The organism is Nitrospirillum pindoramense (genome assembly GCF_007827955.1).
GTDB lineage: Bacteria > Pseudomonadota > Alphaproteobacteria > Azospirillales > Azospirillaceae > Nitrospirillum > Nitrospirillum amazonense_B.
In genome coordinates this window covers 394,179-411,395 of sequence record NZ_VITR01000003.1, presented here as the reverse complement: position 1 = coordinate 411,395, position 17,217 = coordinate 394,179, and the positions used below count along the sequence as shown (strand labels likewise).

Below are 17,217 nucleotides of genomic sequence, written 5' to 3'. Positions count from 1 at the left end.
CCTATTGGAAGATAAGCGTTATATAGAAAAATTCATTTTTTTGACGTTAGGGCCTCCAACAGCGTTGCATTGGGGTGACCTCGTGGATATAGTCCGCGCCCGAACCGCAGCGTACCGCGGTTCACTCGAGAGGTCGGAGCGTAGCGCAGCCTGGTAGCGCATCAGACTGGGGGTCTGGGGGTCGCAGGTTCGAATCCTGTCGCTCCGACCATCTCTCGAATATGAAGACGGCGCCGGTCCCGTAATGGACCAGGCGCCGTTTCCATTTCAGGGCGACGTCGCACCCTGCACCTTTTCCGCTTCCCTCTTTTTCCGGGGCGCCGGCTTGCCGCACACCGCTCGCCCCGCGTCGGTCAGACGGCACACCAGCCAATCGGGTTTCAGCGGATTGCTGAACCAGGGGGTGGCCCAACCGGCGTCCAGGCAGGCCTTGACCGTGGCGGGGGTGACCTTGCTGCCGTCCGGCCAGAACAGGGGCAGCTTGCCGCCGGCCTGGTCCAGGCCGCGCCGTAGCCAGCGCTTTTGCACCGGGGTGGGGACCACAGGCGCGGGGGAGGCCGCCGTGGCCGTCTCAGGAACAGCTTCCTTGTCGTGCGCCATGCCTTGCCCCCGTCATCGCCGCCTGTCCCACGACGCGGCGCCACGCCTATAGTCCGGCACCCATTGCACGGTGGCGCCGGGCACTCTTGTATCTTACGCTGGCAGCGCCGGAGGTCAAACGGCCCCAGGCGTCAGGGGCCGGGCACGTCCCGGGCGGACATTTTCAAGGCGAGAGGTGCGTGATGGCGGCGTTCCTGGTCTATATGACGGCGGCTTCGACGGAGGAGGCGCAGACCATTGGACGGGTGTTGGTGGAGGAGCGGCTGGCCGCGTGCGTCAACATCCTGGGGGCGACGCAATCCATTTACCGCTGGAAAGACGGCGTTGAGACGGCGGCGGAGGTTGCCTTCATCGCCAAGACCCGCGCCGACCGGTTCGAGGCCCTGACCAAGCGGGTCAAGGAACTGCATAGCTACGACACGCCCTGCATCGTGGCGCTGCCGGTGGTGTCGGGCAACCCGGGTTTCCTGGAATGGATCGCCGCCTCGGCCGCGCCGCCCCCGCCGGCCGCTTGATCTAGAGCAGATCGCCCAAAGGCGGAATCGCCTTTGGGCGATCTGCTCGTGGGACAGACACAGCGAGATTTGGCTGCGTCTGGTTTTACGCAGCCAGATCTCTAGGGTCTTGCCGGCAAGCCGTTGGGGAACAGGCGCGGCAGGTCGATCTTGGGGCAGCGATCCATGATCACCGTGGCCCCCAGCGACCGCGCCTGGGCGGCCGAGTCCTCATGGCTGACGCCCAGCGGCATCCAGATGAAGGGGATGCCGCGTTGTGCCGCCTCCACCACGAAGGGCGCGATGGCTGGCGCGGCGCGGAAGATTTCCACGAAGTCGACACCCTCGGGCAGGTCGGCCAGGCTGGCAACCACGGGTTCGCCCAGAATCGTGGTGCCGACGTGCGCCGGATGCACCGGGATGATCTTGTAGCCGTAGTCGCGCTGCATGAAGGCTGGAACATAGTGCGATGGCTTGGCCGGATCGGGGGATATGCCGACAATGGCCACGGTCCTGGTCTTCAGGAACACGTCGCGCAGCGTGTCATCGGTGATCGTCTCGCTCATGGGGCCTGGATCCTTCAAGGGATGGGCAAGGGAGGGGCAAGGGAGGGGCAAGGGATGGAATGCGACGGCGCCCGGCCACGGGCAGGGCGAAGACCATAAATGGGATATGGGGAGGGAATTTGAAATGACGGATGACAGGGACGCGCCCAATGGGGACGCACCGGACAGGGTCGCGCCGGGACCCGACACGCTGGCCGCCATGGGCAAGGCCGCGGTGTTCACGCCGGCGGATTTCGACCGCCTGCTGGAAACGGGCTTGCCGCAGGCGCACCGCGCCGGCATCCGCACCCGGGAGATGGGACACGGCAGCATCACCCTGACCATGCCGGTGTCGGAGGATTTCCTGCGCCCCGGCGGCACAGTCTCCGGCCCCACCATGTTCGCCCTGGCCGATGTGGCGCTCTACGGCGCGGTCCTCAGCAGGGCGGGGCACATCGTGCTGGCCGTCACCAGCAACATGACCATCACCTTCCTGCGCCGCCCGCCGGCCCGGCCGCTGGTGGCCCATGCCCGCATCGTCCGCATGGGGCGCAGCCTGGCCTATGGCGAGGTCACCCTCTATTCAGAGGGGGAGGATGACCCTGTGGCGCACGCGACGGGCACCTATGCGATTCCGCGGGGCTGAGGCGGGGGCGACGCCCGCGATAAGCGGCCCGGCGCGGCCACCCGGGCAATGTGCTGGATTCATTGGGAAAACGGAAACGACGGCAAAATCCGCGATTGAGAAAACGTAATGGAATCAAAGGGTTTGGAAATAAGGTATCATAATACCTTACTGCTAAGCATTTGATGGCCGGCCCCTTTTTACCGTTGACACCCGGCCGTCACCGACATAAAAACCGCCCACTTCGGTGCCGGTCCCAGGAGCGGTGCCCTGGGGCCCATTTTGGCCCGGACCTCATTTTGAGTGAGTGCGCGGATGAAAACCTTGTCTCTCAAGCCGTCTGAGATCGAGAAGAAGTGGCTTCTCATCGACGCCGACGGCCTCGTGCTGGGCCGACTGGCCAGCATCATTTCCATGCGCCTGCGCGGCAAGCACAAGCCGACCTACACCCCCCACATGGATTGCGGTGACAACGTCATCGTCATCAATGCGGAGAAGGTGAAGCTGACCGGCAACAAGCGCAGCGACGAGATCTTCTACTGGCACACCGGTTACGCTGGCGGCATCAAGCAGCGCAGCCTGGGCCAGATCCTGGACGGCAAGTACCCGGAGCGGGTCATTGAGAAGGCCGTCGAGCGCATGATCACCCGCGGTCCGCTGGGCCGTCGTCAGATGGGTAACCTGCGCGTCTACAAGGGTCCGACGCATCCGCACGAAGCGCAGAACCCCGAGGTGCTGGACGTCGGCGCCCTGAATCCCAAGAACAAGGGGGCCTAATCCATGGCTCAGACCATCAACAGCCTGGCCGACCTGAAGCAGGGCGCCGCCGTCGTGACGACCGAGGCCGCCGAGCCGGCTCAGCCGAAGATCGACGCTCAGGGCCGTTCCTACGCCACCGGCAAGCGCAAGGACGCGGTCGCCCGCGTCTGGATTAAGCCGGGCAAGGGCCAGGTCACGGTCAACGGCCGTGACATCACCGTCTACTTCGCCCGCCCCGTGCTGCGCATGATGATCAACCAGCCGTTCCAGATCGTCGGCCGTGTTGAGCAGTACGATGTGGTGTGCACCGTGTCCGGTGGCGGCCTGTCCGGCCAGGCCGGCGCGCTGCGCCACGGCATCTCCAAGGCCCTGACCTACTTCGAGCCGGCCCTGCGCCCGCCGCTGAAGGTCGCCGGCCTGCTGACCCGCGATCCGCGTGTGGTCGAGCGTAAGAAGTACGGTAAGGCCAAGGCCCGTCGTAGCTTCCAGTTCTCCAAGCGCTGATCTCCAGCCGTTTGGATGGTTTTGCCGGAAAGGCGTCTTCCCTCGGGAAGGCGCCTTTTCCTTTTTGGCCCCCGCGCGTATATGCGAAGAAGGGTCCACAAAAATGCCACCAAGTGGACCTTGCGCGCGGGGCGGGGGCTCGTCACCGTCCCCGCAAGGTCATGGGCCCGCCCAGGCTCCTTCGCTCAGCCCCCGGGTTGGGCCAGGGGAAGAGCGGTGGTTGGTCCATAGGAAGGACGGAGAGGATGGCGGATCAGAAGTCGGCCGGCCCGATACGGCATGGCCGTGTGCGCCGTGCCTTGGGTTGGCGCCCCAGTTCCCAGACCCGCCTATGGATTCGCCGTCTGGTGACGCCCTTGGCTGTGTTGGCGGCCTTGGCCTATGTCCTGGTCGATGTCTGCTTCCTGCCCCTGGTGCGTCCCTTCGCCACGCGCATGGGCCGCTGGTCGGCATTTCAGGCGCTGGGGCGGTTTGTTGACCGATTGGGGCCGCGCACCACCTTGGTCCTGTTCCTGGTGCCGTTGATCGTGCTGGAGCCGGTGAAACCCTTGGGCGCGCTGCTGATCGCCCAGGGCAAGACCCGCCTGGGCATCCTGCTGATCGTGGCGGCCGAGATCGTGAAGCTGCTGACGGTGGAACGCCTGTTCCAGCGCAGCCGGCACAAGCTGTTGACCATCCGCTGGTTCGCCCGGGTCCATGGTTGGATCGTGGGTTGGATCGACCGGCTGAAGGCGCTGCCCGCCTGGCGCACGGTCGTGGCGGTCGCGCGGGGCGTCCGGGCCATCGCCGTCCCGGTGTTGTCCGCCGCCTGGCGACACGCCGCAAGGTCCATGGCCCTGGCACGGGAGCGGCGGCGTTACCGGCGGCAGGACCGATGAAGGTTTTGCGTTTGCGAACGGTCCGTATCCAAAAGGCTTAGGGCAAAGGCTCGACTATTGGGGGTGTGCCCTAGGGCATAAGGTGGCGCCCGCCTGCGGGGCGGTTGGCAGGCAAGATGGGGTTGGGTTGGATGACGATGGATATGACGACGGGCGCCGGCGCCATCGGTGGTGGCGTTTTGGGAATCGCCGGCGATCTGGCGGCGCTACCGGCTTTCGCCCGGCTGGCGCCGGACGTGCTGTCCGCACTGGCGGCTGCCTGCCGCATCGAGGAGCGGGCGCCTGGCGACCTGGCTGTCAGGCAGGGCGTGCCCTTGGACGTTATCCAAGTGCTGCTGTCCGGCACGGTGGCCCTGGTGGCGGGCAATGCCGAGGTGGGGCAGCGCCACGGCCCCGAAACCACCTTCCTGTTGGCGGAAGCGCCTACTGGTGCCCCCGCGCCGGTCAGTGTTCGCGCGCTGACCCCGGCCCGTCTTCTGGCATTGCCGGTGGCGGCCCTGCGCACGCGCCTGGGGGTGGGCGCCGACCTGGCACTGTCGCTGATGGCCGGGCAGGCGGCGCGCGAACGGGTGTTGGTGGAGACGGTCACGGCCCTGCGGGAACTCTCGCTGCCCCAACGCCTGGCGGCCCATCTGTTGCGGGAGCATGCCGAGCGCCGGGCCGGCGGCCGGCTGGAGGTTGACCTCGCCGCCCTGGCAGTGGCCCTGTCCGCCGCGCCGGAGGACGTGGCCTGGACCTTTGCCGACCTGCGCCGACATGGCGTGGCGCTGGAAGAAGGCGTCGCCGTGCTGAAGGACTTCGACGCCCTGCGCGCCCTGGCGACGCCCGCCCCCGTCCGCCGTCGCCTGGCGGAAGAATGGCCGGTGGCCATGTGGGATGTCGACACGCCCTGACGAGCGGCGTTTCAGCCATTCGGGCCCGCCGTTAGACAAGGGGAAGCGCGCCGTCTAGAGTCGAGCGTTTAATCAAAGACGCGCTCGACTCTAAGTCCTTGTTCAACGAGCGGATTCACGCTCCAAAGCGATTCCGCTTTTCTGCGATCCGCTCTAGGATCGGGATCGTGTTCCCATACCTGGTTCCATCCCATGCTGCCGCCGTCCTCCCCTCCGCCGTTTCAAGGCCCGACCGTGCTGGTCGCGCCCGGAATCCGGTTGGCCGAGGCGGAGTTGCAGGAGAGTTTCCTGCGCGCCGGCGGTCCCGGCGGGCAGAACGTCAACAAGGTGGAAACGGCCGTGCAACTGCGGTTCGACGCCGCGGCCTCACCCAACCTGCCGCAATGGGTGAAGGACAAGCTGAAGACCCTGGCCGGCCGCCGCTGGACGGGGGACGGCGTCATCGTCATCACCGCCCAACGCCACCGCACCCAGGAGCGTAATCGCGAAGACGCGCGTGAACGCCTGTTTGAGCTGGTCCGTGAGGCGACGGTGCGCCAGGCGGCCCGCCGCCCAACCCGGCCCACGCTAGGGTCCCAGAAACGGCGGCTGGAGGCCAAGGCCACCCGCAGCGGTGTGAAGCGCCTGCGCGGCACCGTGGATTTCGACTAAGACACCCCCATGACAGCCCCCAACACCCCCGACGTCATCGTCATCGGCGCCGGTGCCGCCGGCCTGTTCACCGCCATCGCCGCCGGCAAGCGGGGGCGGCGGGTGGTCGTGGTCGACCACGCCCCGGAGGCGGGACGCAAGATCCTCATTTCCGGCGGCGGGCGCTGCAACTTCACCAACGTGGATGCGCAGCCGCAGCGCTATCTCTCCTCCAACCCGCATTTCTGTATTTCAGCGCTGCGCCGGTACACCCCTCGCGATTTCCTGGATCTGGTGGAGCGCCACGGTATCGCCTGGCATGAGAAGAAGCTGGGCCAGCTGTTCTGCGACTCCTCCGCCCGGGACATCCTGACCATGCTGTTGGCCGAGGCGGCCGATGCCCGGGTCGAGTTGCGCCTCGGTTGCGCGGTGGGGGAGGTGGAGCGGACCGGGGATGGGTTCGTCCTGGAAACGGCGCAGGGCCAGATGTGCGCGCCCAAGCTGGTGGTGGCGACAGGCGGCCTGTCCATTCCCAAGATGGGCGCCACGGACTTCGCCTACCGCCTGGCCAAGCGCTGGGGACTCTCCATCGTGACGCCCCGGCCGGGACTGGTGCCCTTCACCTTCACGCCGCAGGATCTGGCCCGCACCCAGGGCCTGTCCGGGGTGGCGCTGGATGCCGTGGTCAGCACCAGCGGCGCCAAGGCGGCCGCGTTCCGGGAGGCGCTGCTGATCACACACCGCGGCCTGTCCGGTCCCAGCATCCTGCAGGTGTCCAGCTATTGGCAGCCGGGCCAGCCCATCACCGTGGACCTGACGCCCGACCTGGATTTGGCGGAACACTTGAAGGCCGCCAAGCGCGCACGCCCCAATGCCGAGTTGAAGACCATCCTGGGCGATGTGCTGCCGCGCCGCTTCGCCGAGCGGCTGTGCGGCGATGGCGGGACCGGCGAGGTCGAAAGCCGACCCTTGCGCGACCTGGCCGACAAGGCCCTGGTGGACGTGGCGGCCCGACTGAAGCGGTGGAGTGTGGTTCCCGCCGGCACGGAAGGATACCGCACGGCGGAGGTGACGGTGGGTGGCGTCGACACCAACGACCTGTCGTCCAAGACCATGGAGGCCAAGGCCGTACCGGGCCTGTACTTCGTGGGGGAGGCGGTGGACGTCACCGGCTGGCTGGGCGGTTATAACTTCCAATGGGCCTGGTCGTCCGGCTGGGTCGCCGGGCAGGCTCTTTAATAGGCCCTGTCGCAGCCCGGGGAACCGGGGGTGGCGTTAATCGCCACCGGCCTCGGCGCGGGCTTCCATCGCCACCGGCGCATCCAGGGCGGGGATGGAACGGTGGCGGCGAAAAGGATAGGCCAACTGCCCCAGGAAGGTCAGGGGCACGGCGTCGGCGGTGCCGATGTCCACGGGGGGGCGGCGGTCCAGCGGCAGGTAGCGGGTGCGGAAGATCACGTCCCACAGCAGCAGGTTTTCGCCGTAATTGGTGTTGCCCTCGGCCGGGATGCGGCTGTGATGCCAGCGGTGCAGGTCCGGCGTGTTGAACAGCCAGTTCAGCCCGCGACAGTCCATGTCCACGTTGCAGTGGGTCAGGAAGCCGATATAGGTGGTGATGACCAGCACCCAGACGATGACGTCCTTGGGCGCGCCCACCAGCATGCCCAGCGCCAGAGCGAATCCGCTGCTGAGCAGGCTGTCCACGAAATGGAATCGGCCGGTGTTCACCACCCACAGGCGGGTGACGCTGTGGTGGACGGCGTGGTAGGGCCACAGCCACGGGATCTCATGGCACAGCCGATGCGCCCAATAGAGGCCGAATTCCGCCACCACCAGGCCCAGCACCACCTGCGCCGCCAGCGGCCAATGGGCGGGCCACAGGCCTCCCGCGGCGGCGGGGGCCACCTCGCTGGCCCCCACGACAGCGGCGACGCTGGCCAAAAATTGGCCGATGCCCTTGTTCAGCGCGGTATGGCTGAGATCCTGGCGCATCTGACCGTCGCTTTGGGCCCAGACCGTCTCGTAAGGCATGAGCCGTTCCAGGACGAGCAGGACGCCGGCCATGCCGAAATAGGTGATGTTGTAGGCGAGGATGGGATGGCCCAGCGCATTCCCATAGGCATAGCCGGCAATGCACAGGGCGAGCAGCCCTGGCCACGCGATCCAAGAGAACACCCGGCGCATTCGTCACCCATCTCAGAGCGCCCCGTTGTTCAGGGCGCGACGCGGCGGCGGGGCCTGGCGAAAACCAGCCTCTGGCGTGATCCAGATAAAGACCGATCCCCCATGCGACAGGACCGCCCCCGCGTCGTTTTTGCGCTTAGAGCCGGGCCGGCGCAAGGGGCTGCGTCACAGCCAAAGCCACTAAGACGCGGATGCCTCTGGCGCCAGGTAAATCCAGGTCAACTCATGCTTGTTGTGCGAGAGATGCAGCAGACGGGATCCGGGGATGGCGGCGAAGGCGCGGGCGCTGACATGGTCCGTCTCGCCCTGGAACTTCAGCGTGCAGATGAAGTTGCGCGCATGTCCGCCATCCTTCCACTGCCGGACCAGGCGCAGCAGTCGTTCCGGATAGCAAATGACATCGCTGCACAGCCAATCGACCGGCCCTATCGTGGCCGGTTCCAGGCCGAAGGCGCTCTCCCGCCGCACGGTGACGCGGGGCAGGCTGGCGATGCGCGGATCCAGCGGTGCCTTGTCGATGGCTGTGACCTCCGCCCCCAAGGATTGCAGCACCCAGGTCCAGCCGCCGGGGCAGGCGCCCAGGTCCAGGCAGCGATCCCCCGGGCCCGGCATACGCCCGGCCAGCGTCAGCGCCTCCCACAGCTTGAGGTAGGCGCGGTTGGGCGGCGTAGCCTTGTCCTCCACGAACGTCACCTCGCCATTGGCGAAGGCGCTGCTGCAGGCGGGCGAGGCCAGGATGGTATGTTCGTCCAGCAGGGTCCAAGCACCCAGGGGGGCGGTGGGGGCGGGCGAGGGGAAGACCAGCGGCTTGGCCGAAACGTGGGGCAGCTGCTCCTGGATCAGCCGCGACCGCCGGTGATGGCCATGCTCATACACCGCCCAGTTGCGCTGGATGCCGCGCAGGGCGCGGGCACCGTCCTTGATCGAGGAAATGGCGATGCGCCGGGGGCTCAGCCAGGTGTTGAGCGACCAGGCGGCCGCGCGCGGCGGCGCCTGGGTGATCACCAGGCGGCCGTGCACGATGGCCGACGAATCGTCCAGTTCTTCCAGCAGGGGCTCCAGAAAGCCCTCGGCCGCCAGATAGGCGGCGCCGATGTCGGCGGGGGGCGCCGCGCCGTCAAAAGAAGGCGCCCCGGGAGCCGTGCTCGCCGGGGCGTTGGTTTCATCCGGATGACCGGTCATGTCGCTTCGGTACTTCTGAACAGGTCGAAAGGCGGGACCGTGATCCCGCCGGGGTCTTAAGGCAGAATGTCAGCGGACGCAATGACAGCCTGGGTGCGGTTGCGCACGCCCAGGGACCGCATCACGGCGGTGACGTGGATCTTCACCGTGCCTTCCGACAGGCCCAGCTCATAGGCGATCTGCTTGTTGGACTTGCCCTCGCGCAGGCAGCGCAGCACATCGCGCTGGCGCTGGGTCAGCGCCGGGGTGTTGCCGCCCGAGGCGCCGCCGCTGGAGGAGGAGCCACCGCTGTTCGACGAGCTGGCGCTTTCCCCGTGGATGGCCGCCGGCGGGACGTAGATGCCGCCGGAGAACACCAGGTTCAGCGCGCTCAACATGATCTTCACGCTGGAGGACTTGGGAATGTAGCCCGAGGCGCCGGCGTCCAGCGCCGCGCGCACGTCGGCCTGGCTTTCCGAGGCGGAGACGATGACCACCGGCGTGCCGGCCTGGATCTCGCAAATCTCCTGGATACCGGCGAAGCCCGGCCAGTTGGGCATCTGCAGGTCCAGAAGGATGAGATCGAATTCCTGCTCGCCCTGGGCGTATTCCAGCGCCTCGTTGAATGTGCCAGCCTCGGTGAAGGTGGCATCGGCGCTGAGCTGGGTCAGCAGCCGGCAAAGGCCTTCGCGAAACAGCAGGTGGTCATCACCGATCAGGATGTTCATGTCCGACTCTCGTTCAGAGGTAGTAGGGAACCAAGGTTGCCAGCGAACCCAGACGAATATGGTGTCCTAGACGAATATCGTGTCTGCGTGCGTTAAGCATGCCTTCGGCGGCGTTAGCCCATGCCCGTTGGGCAGAAACAGCCGCCTTGGGATGAACAGACCCGGTTCGGGAATATTGGAGGGCCAACTTTAGGCTAAACTACTACAAATTCCGGCCGGGGCTGTCACGCTGATTTGACTTGCGTCACCTGATTTAAGCAACGGAATTAGGCGCGATTGAGGCAAAAGTTACCGTTTGGACAGGATGTCATCCAACGAACGGGCGCCGTGCCTGACCATGGATATAGGCATCGGCATAGGCCGCCGCCGCCCGTGATGGCGGTTTTTCTTGCCACGAAAGCGTCAGAAAGTCTCGTCAGCTTGATTGCACGCCCGCTTGCCGGTATGGCAGAAGGGCGGCACGGACGGGCCGATCCGGAATCGGGTGGCCCACCCACCAATTCCAATAATCCCCGATAATCCGGGGCTTGAACTCCAGGGGTCGGTTATGGTCAAGCGCATACGCAAAGCGGTGTTCCCGGTCGCGGGTCTGGGCACGCGGTTTCTTCCCGCGACCAAGGCGATCCCGAAGGAAATGCTGCCGCTGGCCGACAAGCCGTTGATCCAGCACGCGGTCGATGAGGCGAAGGCCGCCGGCATCGAAATGTTCTGCTTCGTCACCAGCCGGGGCAAGACCCCGCTGGAGGATCATTTCGACCTGAATTACGAACTGAACCAGACGCTCAAGAACCGCGGCAAGCTCGACCTGCTGAAGGTGGTCGAGAGCATCCAGATCGACAGCGGCAAGATCGCCTATGTCCGCCAGTCGGAGCCGCTGGGTCTGGGCCATGCCGTCTGGTGCGCCCGCGAGTTCATCGGTGACGAGCCCTTCGCCGTGCTGCTGCCTGATGAGCAGGTGCTGGGCGACCGCCCCTGCCTAGCCCAGATGATGGACGCCTATAATCAGGTCGGCGGCAACTTGCTGTCCGTGTTCGAGGTCCCGCGCGAGCAGACCAACAAGTACGGCATCCTGGACATCGGCAAGGACGACGGCCGGCTGGCCGAGGTCAAGGGGCTGGTGGAAAAGCCGGAGCCGGCGCAGGCCCCGTCCACCCTGTCGATTCAGGGCCGCTATATCCTGCAGCCGGAAATCTTCCATCACCTGGAGCGTTTCGAGAAGGGGGCCGGCGGCGAGATCCAACTGACCGACGCCATGGCCAAGCTGATCGGCAACCAGCCTTTCCACGGCTTCCGCTTCGAGGGCAAGCGCTTCGACTGCGGCGACAAGCTGGGCTTCGTGCTGGCCAACGCCGCCTACGCCCTGGCCCGGCCCGACATGGCCGACAAGGTGCGCGCCGCCCTGAAGGAAATGCTCTGAGCGCACGCCCAGGGCATGTCCACGCGCTTTAAATAGGCGGTGAAAGACCCTAAAAGGTCACATGCGCGGCACAGGCGTGTCGCCTTAAATGACGGGGTGGCTGCCGGAAGAACCGGCGCCACCCCAATTCCCGATGTCTCGCCGACGGGGCGCCCGATGGGGGGCCAGCGGGGCCCGGGAAACGGGACGACGTGACGATAGGGGATCGGTATGCGCATCGCGGTGATCGGAACGGGCTATGTCGGCTTGGTCTCTGGCGCCTGTTTCTCCGAATTCGGCGTGACCACGGTCTGCGTCGACAAGGACGCCAGCAAGATCGAGCGCTTGAACCGCGGCGTGATCCCCATCTTCGAACCCGGCCTCGATGACCTGGTGGCCAAGAACGCCAAGGCCGGCCGGCTCAGCTTCACCACCGACCTCGCCAGCGCCGTCAGGGACGTCGACGCCGTGTTCATCGCCGTCGGCACGCCCTCGCGTCGCGGTGATGGCCATGCGGACCTGTCCTATGTGTATGCTGCTGCGCAAGAGGTGGCTCTGGCCCTGGATCCCGCGCGCTACACGGTCATCGTCACCAAATCGACCGTGCCGGTGGGGACGGGCCGCGAGGTGGCGCGCATCATCGGCGAGACGCGGCCGGGCCTGGACTTCGATGTCTGTTCCAATCCCGAGTTCCTGCGCGAAGGTGCGGCCATCGGCGACTTCATGCGCCCCGACCGGGTGGTCATCGGCGCCGAATCGGAACGCGCCCAGGCGGTGATGAAAGCCCTGTACCGGCCGCTATACCTCATCGAGACGCCCATCGTCATGACCAGCCTGGAGACATCCGAGCTGATCAAGTACGCGGCCAACACCTTCCTCGCCACCAAGATCACCTTCATCAACGAGGTCGCCGACCTGTGCGAGAAGGTGGGCGCCAACGTCCACGACGTGGCCAAGGGCATCGGGCTGGACGGCCGCATCGGCCGCAAGTTCCTGCACGCCGGTCCCGGCTATGGCGGCTCCTGCTTCCCCAAGGACACACTGGCCCTGGCCCGCACCGCCGCGGACGTGGGATCGCCCCTGCGCATCGTCGAGACGGTCATCGACATCAACGACAAGCGCAAGAAGGCCATGGCCGCCCGCATCGTGGCCGCCGCCGGCGGCAGCGTGGAGGGCAAGCGGGTCGGCATCCTGGGCGTCACCTTCAAGCCCAACACGGACGACATGCGAGACGCGCCGTCCCTGGACATCATTCCGGAACTGCAACGCCTGGGCGCCGTCGTGCAGGCCTACGATCCGGCCGGCATGCATGAGGCCGAGCGCCTGTTGCCGGGGGTCGCCTGGTGCGCCGACGCCTATGCCGCCATCCAGGATTCCGACATCCTGGCCATCCTGACGGAATGGAACGAGTTCCGCGCGCTGGATTTCGATCGGGTGCGCCGGTCGATGAAGGCACCGGTGCTTGTCGATCTCCGCAATATCTACAATCCTGACGATATGAAGGCCGCCGGTTTTACGTACCAGTCCATTGGCCGGCCGGCGCGCCGCTAAGGTCAAATGCAGCAAGGAAGCAGGTGCACGTCATGACCGCTAATCATCGGTTCCACCCCACGGTGCTGCGCGAGTACGACATCCGCGGCGTCATCGGCAAGACCCTGGGCCCGGACGACGCCCGCGCCATCGGCCAGGGCTTCGGCACCCTGGTGGTGCGCGCCGGCGGCACCCGCGTGGCCATCGGCTACGACGGCCGCCTGTCCTCGCCGGAGCTGGAGCAGGCCTGCGTCGAGGGGCTGATGTCCACCGGCCTGGAGGTCATCCGCATCGGCCTCGGCCCCACGCCCATGCTGTACTTCACCGTGCGGCACCTGGAACTGGACGCCGGCTTGATGATCACCGGCTCGCACAACCCGCCGGACTACAACGGCTTCAAGATGATGCTGGGCAAGGGCCCGGTCTATGGCGAGCAGATCCAGGAGATCGGCCGCCTGGTCCACGGCCAGGACCTGGTGACCGGCGCCGGCTCCTTCCGCAAGCTGGACGTCAGCGAGGATTACATCAACCGCCTGGCGGCCGATTATGACGGCACCCGCGATCTGACCATCGTGTGGGACGCCGGCAACGGCGCGGTGGGCCACGTCCTGCGCCGCCTGACGGACAAGCTGCCGGGCAAGCACATCCTGTTGTTCGAGGAGGTGGACGGCACCTTCCCCAACCATCACCCCGACCCGACCGTGCCGGAGAACCTGGAAGACCTGATCCACGCCGTCCATACCCATAAGGCGGACATCGGCATCGGCTTCGACGGCGACGGCGACCGCATCGGCGCCGTGGACGAGCATGGCGACATCATCTGGGGCGACCAGCTGCTGGCCATCTACGCTGCCGACGTGCTGAAGAGTCACCCGGGTGCCACCATCATCGCCGACGTCAAGTCCAGCCAGACGCTGTACGACGACATCGCCAAGAACGGTGGCAAGCCGCTGATGTGGAAGACCGGCCACAGCCTGCTGAAGGCCAAGATGGCCGAGACGGGCTCTCCCCTGGCCGGTGAGATGAGCGGCCACATCTTCTTCGCCGACAAGTATTACGGCTTCGACGACGCCCCCTACTGCGGCGTGCGCCTGGCCGGCCTGGTCAGCCGCGAAGGCAGCCTGGCCAAGCTGAAGTCGGTGCTGCCGCCCGTGTTCAATACCCCGGAAGTCCGCTTCCAGGTGGATGAGGAACGCAAGTTCAAGGCGGTGGACGAGATCGTGGCCCGCGCCAAAGCCCTGGCGGGCAAGGGCGTCGAGGTCAACGACATCGACGGCGTCCGCGTGAAGACCGAAGACGGCTGGTGGCTGCTGCGCGCCTCCAACACCCAGGACGTGCTGGTGGCCCGCGCCGAGGCCTTTAGCGAAGCCGGCCTGGAACGTCTGAAGGGCAGCATCCGCGACCAGTTGAGCCAGAGCGGCATCCAGGCGCCGGAAGGCTTCTGAGCCAATTGATGGTAGAGTAGGAAAAGGGCCGCGATCCGCTGGGGTCGCGGCTTTTTTTAGTGCCAGCCAGGGGGAGGTGCGGCTACGACGGCTGAGCCGGATGTAACATGCCGTCACTGCGTACTCTGGCCAGAGTGCCTAGGACGGGAGCACCGGGTCACCGTATCGCTATGCGGGGATGCGGTATGACGAGATCGGGCTCTACGTCACCCCCAACCGCACCTACGTGCCGGGCATCGGCAGGTGGTTGCAGATGGACCCGGCGGGCTTTGTAGATGGGCTCAACCGCTATGCCTACACGGCAAATAACCCGTTAAATGCTGTCGATCCCGATGGATTGAGGATCGTTTTGATGGCACATGAAGTGGGGCTTGGGAATTACCATACAAAGATTGCGATTATTCCTGAGGATCAAGACAAATATCGCAACGTAGCTGGATTCTTTAGAGGTCCTTCTGGGGAATATATGGAATTTATGGGGGCTGGACCCAGTAATAATCCTGTAAGCACCCTCATGGGGAATGGTGGGAATCTTTACAAAGGAATTAACAGGCCTACCGATGTGAGGGCGGCTCCGGCATTCCAGGAAAATCTAAAAATACCAGAAGGGAAAACTGAAGATGATATGATTGGTAGTCTTACAAGTGCATTCAATAATTACAGAAATAACGAAAAATACACTCTCTTCCCTCGCCCTGGCAAGGATGAATATAATTCGAATAGCTTCACCCATGGTCTTCTTGACGCGGCTGGCTTTGACGATGTTCAGAAACCGGACCTAAACACACCGGGCTTTAGCAATCCCTTGCCAAGGCAGGACTTCAAGTCGAAACCAACCCCATTCCCGGGTTGGTCGTTTGATGGGTCCCGGATAACGGGTTCTAGACTTTGCGCGAGCCGCCTAAGCTGCCAATAGGAGTGAGCTATGATTATGAGGTATGTGCTATACGTCGTGGTAAATCTGATTATAGGGATACTGTTAACATCCGCATCACTGTGGAGCGGTGATAGATTCTTGAGTAGAGAGGTTTATTGCTTGTTAGGCTATGTCAGTTCGTCGTCTCAATTTATGGACGGGAGAATCTCGAAGGGTTGGGCCGTTGGCATACAGATCCTGTCGCTGATTATATATTTTTTGGCCAGTGGCTTGGAAAGGCTAGGATGGGATGGCTTGTAACCATCTCTGACAGCTATATATCACTACGGGATCAAGGCCCTAACCGGCTTGCGTGATAAAATGTGCATAGATGATGCACAGGTGTAATCCTAAATCCTGTCATTTTTGACGCTGCGGAGCGGGGTTGCGGCTGTTTTAGCGCCCCTGCCGCCGTTTTGGCGCCTGGCGCGGCCGATTGCGGCCGCTGGCCTAAAAACACTCATTCTCCATTGAGAATCAGCTGCTTAGCCTGAGTTCTCGCGCCTATCGGCCGCCGCTAAATCCACACCGGTCCACACCGATCCACGTTAAATCCACACCGATCCACACCAGTCCACACCGATCCACACCGATGTGGATTCTGTGTTTTAGAACAGCAGCTTACCTTAGCGGCTGAGTTGCTCGCCGCTTGTGGCGTCCCGCCATCCCCGATCCATCCGCAGAACCAGGTGCTGCCCTTACCGCCTGCCTTGTCCGCCGCCAAGAGGCGTTGGCCCAGCGGCGCGCCTGGTGCTGGAGGACGAGGCCCTGGAGGACGGTCTTGACCGTGGCGAGTTCCTCGGGCGTGAACTCGTCGAGCGCTTGCAGGATCAGCCTGACGCCCTCGTCCTTGGGAGCGCGTTCGTGCTCATCGAAGATGAGCGTATCCGCAGAGACGTTGAGGGGGATGGCCAGGTGGAGACGGCCATTCGATAGGAACCCATATGGTAACCGTCGCGTCGCCCTTGGCGGAAAAGGGAGGGATTATCCTGCCCCTGGCTGTCGCACCACCCAGCCGCGACGCACGCCCAAATACCAGTACAGACCCACAACGACGGCCATGGTCAGCAGTACCGTGCCCACCTCCGCCAGGCCCGCCGGCTTGCCCTCCGGCGCGCCCACGCCCAGCAGGGAGGGGAAGGGCGGGCCCAGGACGCCCATGACATAGATGGCGGCCAGGTTCTGGCCCAGATGGATGCCGATGGCGGCCTCCAGCCGGCCGGCCTTGGCGGTGATCGCCGACAGCAGCAGCGAGATGATGAAATAGAGCGCGCGCTGGTCCCACACCCCGTTGCTCCAGGACTGGGTATGTAGGGCGGCGAACAGCAGCGCCACGGGCAGGGCGGTCACCCAGGCGCTGCCCGTGGCGGCGTAGAGCCCCTGGCTGATATAGCCGCGGAACACCGCCTCTTCGGCTGTGACCTGCAGCACCACCATCCACGCCGTGGCGGCGGCGAAGGCCAGCACCTGGGGCCAGGGCTGCCCGCCAGGGGCGAACGGCTCGCCGTTCCAGACGTCGATCAGGCCGCTGGCCACGACCGTCAGCAGCACCAGCCCGCCCCACAGCAGGGCGGAGCGCAGCGCCAATCCCACATCCAGGCCGGCGACGGGCGACACCAGGCTGCGCAAGGGCCGTCCGTGCAGCCAGCGCACCGCCAGGGTAAGGGGCAGCAGTGCGGCGGCGACGCTGCCCAGCAGCATCAGCAATTCGACAATGGCGCGCAGTCCCTCGCTGCGCACCATCGCCCGGTCCACATGCGACCAGTGCGGCAGTTTCAGCAGCACCACAGCGATCAGGACGCTGCCGATGACGACGATCACCATGCCGGCCAGGAAGGCCCACCACGGCTCCCGCCGCTGCCGAGCCAAAGCCAAAAGAGAGGGCGGGGCGGGGCCATCGCCCGCCGCCGGGCCGGGGGGCGCCATGGA

General features: G+C 65.3%; 18 protein-coding genes, 1 tRNA gene and 1 pseudogene. 14 read left to right on the top strand and 6 right to left on the bottom strand.

What is annotated here, in order from left to right:
- The first annotated feature begins 134 nt into the window (after positions 1-134).
- Positions 135-211, top strand: a tRNA-Pro gene (locus FBZ90_RS06820).
- 56 nt (positions 212-267) lie between these two features.
- On the opposite strand, the gene FBZ90_RS06815 is transcribed toward FBZ90_RS06820, so the two are convergent.
- Positions 268-600, bottom strand: coding sequence for a hypothetical protein (locus FBZ90_RS06815; RefSeq protein ID WP_246130189.1), 333 nt, complete (start codon positions 598-600; stop codon positions 268-270).
- Between the two features lie 182 nt (positions 601-782).
- On the opposite strand from FBZ90_RS06815, the gene cutA reads away from it, so the two are divergent.
- Positions 783-1,115 carry a divalent-cation tolerance protein CutA gene (gene cutA / locus FBZ90_RS06810; RefSeq protein ID WP_186455643.1) on the top strand — a complete coding sequence of 111 codons (333 nt, stop codon included), beginning with the start codon at positions 783-785 and terminating at the stop codon, positions 1,113-1,115.
- A gap of 101 nt (positions 1,116-1,216) precedes the next feature.
- On the opposite strand, the gene FBZ90_RS06805 is transcribed toward cutA, so the two are convergent.
- The gene (locus tag FBZ90_RS06805; protein ID WP_145730274.1) at positions 1,217-1,660 is read right to left on the bottom strand and encodes a CoA-binding protein; all 444 of its coding nucleotides are present in this window, start codon (positions 1,658-1,660) and stop codon (positions 1,217-1,219) included.
- 124 nt (positions 1,661-1,784) lie between these two features.
- Here FBZ90_RS06805 and FBZ90_RS06800 point away from each other — a divergent pair, with 124 nt between their 5' ends.
- The 7 genes from FBZ90_RS06800 to FBZ90_RS06770 all read left to right on the top strand — a co-directional run bounded on the left by FBZ90_RS06800 (position 1,785) and on the right by FBZ90_RS06770 (position 7,167).
- Positions 1,785-2,285, top strand: a complete 501-nt coding sequence (locus FBZ90_RS06800) for a PaaI family thioesterase (RefSeq protein WP_145730272.1) — start codon at positions 1,785-1,787, stop codon at positions 2,283-2,285.
- A gap of 294 nt (positions 2,286-2,579) precedes the next feature.
- A complete protein-coding gene (rplM, locus tag FBZ90_RS06795) occupies positions 2,580-3,041 on the top strand; it encodes a 50S ribosomal protein L13 (RefSeq protein WP_004273148.1) in 462 nt (153 codons plus the stop codon).
- 3 nt (positions 3,042-3,044) lie between these two features.
- Positions 3,045-3,527 carry a 30S ribosomal protein S9 gene (gene rpsI, locus FBZ90_RS06790; RefSeq protein WP_050898408.1) on the top strand — a complete coding sequence of 161 codons (483 nt, stop codon included), beginning with the start codon at positions 3,045-3,047 and terminating at the stop codon, positions 3,525-3,527.
- 245 nt (positions 3,528-3,772) lie between these two features.
- The gene (locus tag FBZ90_RS06785) at positions 3,773-4,405 is read left to right on the top strand and encodes a hypothetical protein (RefSeq protein WP_145730270.1); all 633 of its coding nucleotides are present in this window, start codon (positions 3,773-3,775) and stop codon (positions 4,403-4,405) included.
- A 131-nt stretch (positions 4,406-4,536) separates the two neighbouring features.
- Entirely contained in the window at positions 4,537-5,298 is a 762-nt protein-coding gene (locus FBZ90_RS06780) for a Crp/Fnr family transcriptional regulator (RefSeq protein ID WP_186455642.1), read from the top strand.
- A 234-nt stretch (positions 5,299-5,532) separates the two neighbouring features.
- Complete coding sequence (gene arfB / locus FBZ90_RS06775) at positions 5,533-5,949, top strand: alternative ribosome rescue aminoacyl-tRNA hydrolase ArfB (RefSeq protein ID WP_246130188.1); 417 nt, start codon at positions 5,533-5,535, stop codon at positions 5,947-5,949.
- Positions 5,950-5,958: 9 nt separating this feature from the next.
- On the top strand, positions 5,959-7,167 hold the full coding sequence (locus FBZ90_RS06770; RefSeq protein ID WP_145730264.1) for a BaiN/RdsA family NAD(P)/FAD-dependent oxidoreductase: 1,209 nt from the start codon (positions 5,959-5,961) through the stop codon (positions 7,165-7,167).
- Between the two features lie 36 nt (positions 7,168-7,203).
- Here the strand turns inward: FBZ90_RS06770 and FBZ90_RS06765 are convergent, their stop codons facing one another.
- The 3 genes from FBZ90_RS06765 to FBZ90_RS06755 form a co-directional block, all read right to left on the bottom strand.
- Positions 7,204-8,112 carry a sterol desaturase family protein gene (locus FBZ90_RS06765; protein ID WP_145730262.1) on the bottom strand — a complete coding sequence of 303 codons (909 nt, stop codon included), beginning with the start codon at positions 8,110-8,112 and terminating at the stop codon, positions 7,204-7,206.
- Positions 8,113-8,292: 180 nt separating this feature from the next.
- Positions 8,293-9,294, bottom strand: coding sequence for an SAM-dependent methyltransferase (locus tag FBZ90_RS06760; protein ID WP_145730260.1), 1,002 nt, complete (start codon positions 9,292-9,294; stop codon positions 8,293-8,295).
- Between the two features lie 56 nt (positions 9,295-9,350).
- Positions 9,351-10,001: a response regulator gene (locus FBZ90_RS06755; RefSeq protein ID WP_145730258.1), complete on the bottom strand. Its 651-nt coding sequence runs from the start codon at positions 9,999-10,001 to the stop codon at positions 9,351-9,353.
- Positions 10,002-10,548: 547 nt separating this feature from the next.
- Here FBZ90_RS06755 and galU point away from each other — a divergent pair.
- The 5 genes and pseudogenes from galU (at position 10,549) to FBZ90_RS06730 (ending at position 16,224) form a co-directional block, all read left to right on the top strand.
- A complete protein-coding gene (gene galU, locus FBZ90_RS06750) occupies positions 10,549-11,418 on the top strand; it encodes a UTP--glucose-1-phosphate uridylyltransferase GalU (protein WP_145730257.1) in 870 nt (289 codons plus the stop codon).
- 210 nt (positions 11,419-11,628) lie between these two features.
- The gene (locus FBZ90_RS06745; RefSeq protein ID WP_145730255.1) at positions 11,629-12,948 is read left to right on the top strand and encodes a UDP-glucose dehydrogenase family protein; all 1,320 of its coding nucleotides are present in this window, start codon (positions 11,629-11,631) and stop codon (positions 12,946-12,948) included.
- A 32-nt stretch (positions 12,949-12,980) separates the two neighbouring features.
- The gene (gene pgmG, locus FBZ90_RS06740) at positions 12,981-14,372 is read left to right on the top strand and encodes a phosphoglucomutase/phosphomannomutase PgmG (protein WP_145730253.1); all 1,392 of its coding nucleotides are present in this window, start codon (positions 12,981-12,983) and stop codon (positions 14,370-14,372) included.
- Between the two features lie 166 nt (positions 14,373-14,538).
- Positions 14,539-15,288, top strand: a pseudogene (locus FBZ90_RS06735) (RHS repeat-associated core domain-containing protein); the annotation flags it as partial.
- A 750-nt stretch (positions 15,289-16,038) separates the two neighbouring features.
- The gene (locus tag FBZ90_RS06730) at positions 16,039-16,224 is read left to right on the top strand and encodes a hypothetical protein (protein ID WP_145730249.1); all 186 of its coding nucleotides are present in this window, start codon (positions 16,039-16,041) and stop codon (positions 16,222-16,224) included.
- A 48-nt stretch (positions 16,225-16,272) separates the two neighbouring features.
- Here the strand turns inward: FBZ90_RS06730 and FBZ90_RS06725 are convergent, their stop codons facing one another.
- Positions 16,273-17,214, bottom strand: a complete 942-nt coding sequence (locus tag FBZ90_RS06725; protein WP_145730247.1) for a CPBP family intramembrane glutamic endopeptidase — start codon at positions 17,212-17,214, stop codon at positions 16,273-16,275.
- Between the last annotated feature and the right edge of the window lie 3 nt (positions 17,215-17,217).

What these genes read in the sequence shown, in the direction of transcription:
- FBZ90_RS06815 (WP_246130189.1), bottom strand. Translation starts at nt 600, where the DNA reads ATGGCGCACGACAAGGAAGCTGTTCCTGAGACGGCCACGGCGGCCTCC.
- cutA (WP_186455643.1), top strand. Translation starts at nt 783, where the DNA reads ATGGCGGCGTTCCTGGTCTATATGACGGCGGCTTCGACGGAGGAGGCG.
- FBZ90_RS06805 (WP_145730274.1), bottom strand. Translation starts at nt 1,660, where the DNA reads ATGAGCGAGACGATCACCGATGACACGCTGCGCGACGTGTTCCTGAAG.
- FBZ90_RS06800 (WP_145730272.1), top strand. Translation starts at nt 1,785, where the DNA reads ATGACGGATGACAGGGACGCGCCCAATGGGGACGCACCGGACAGGGTC.
- rplM (WP_004273148.1), top strand. Translation starts at nt 2,580, where the DNA reads ATGAAAACCTTGTCTCTCAAGCCGTCTGAGATCGAGAAGAAGTGGCTT.
- rpsI (WP_050898408.1), top strand. Translation starts at nt 3,045, where the DNA reads ATGGCTCAGACCATCAACAGCCTGGCCGACCTGAAGCAGGGCGCCGCC.
- FBZ90_RS06785 (WP_145730270.1), top strand. Translation starts at nt 3,773, where the DNA reads ATGGCGGATCAGAAGTCGGCCGGCCCGATACGGCATGGCCGTGTGCGC.
- FBZ90_RS06780 (WP_186455642.1), top strand. Translation starts at nt 4,537, where the DNA reads ATGACGATGGATATGACGACGGGCGCCGGCGCCATCGGTGGTGGCGTT.
- FBZ90_RS06770 (WP_145730264.1), top strand. Translation starts at nt 5,959, where the DNA reads ATGACAGCCCCCAACACCCCCGACGTCATCGTCATCGGCGCCGGTGCC.
- FBZ90_RS06765 (WP_145730262.1), bottom strand. Translation starts at nt 8,112, where the DNA reads ATGCGCCGGGTGTTCTCTTGGATCGCGTGGCCAGGGCTGCTCGCCCTG.
- FBZ90_RS06760 (WP_145730260.1), bottom strand. Translation starts at nt 9,294, where the DNA reads ATGACCGGTCATCCGGATGAAACCAACGCCCCGGCGAGCACGGCTCCC.
- FBZ90_RS06755 (WP_145730258.1), bottom strand. Translation starts at nt 10,001, where the DNA reads ATGAACATCCTGATCGGTGATGACCACCTGCTGTTTCGCGAAGGCCTT.
- galU (WP_145730257.1), top strand. Translation starts at nt 10,549, where the DNA reads ATGGTCAAGCGCATACGCAAAGCGGTGTTCCCGGTCGCGGGTCTGGGC.
- FBZ90_RS06745 (WP_145730255.1), top strand. Translation starts at nt 11,629, where the DNA reads ATGCGCATCGCGGTGATCGGAACGGGCTATGTCGGCTTGGTCTCTGGC.
- pgmG (WP_145730253.1), top strand. Translation starts at nt 12,981, where the DNA reads ATGACCGCTAATCATCGGTTCCACCCCACGGTGCTGCGCGAGTACGAC.
- FBZ90_RS06725 (WP_145730247.1), bottom strand. Translation starts at nt 17,214, where the DNA reads ATGGCGCCCCCCGGCCCGGCGGCGGGCGATGGCCCCGCCCCGCCCTCT.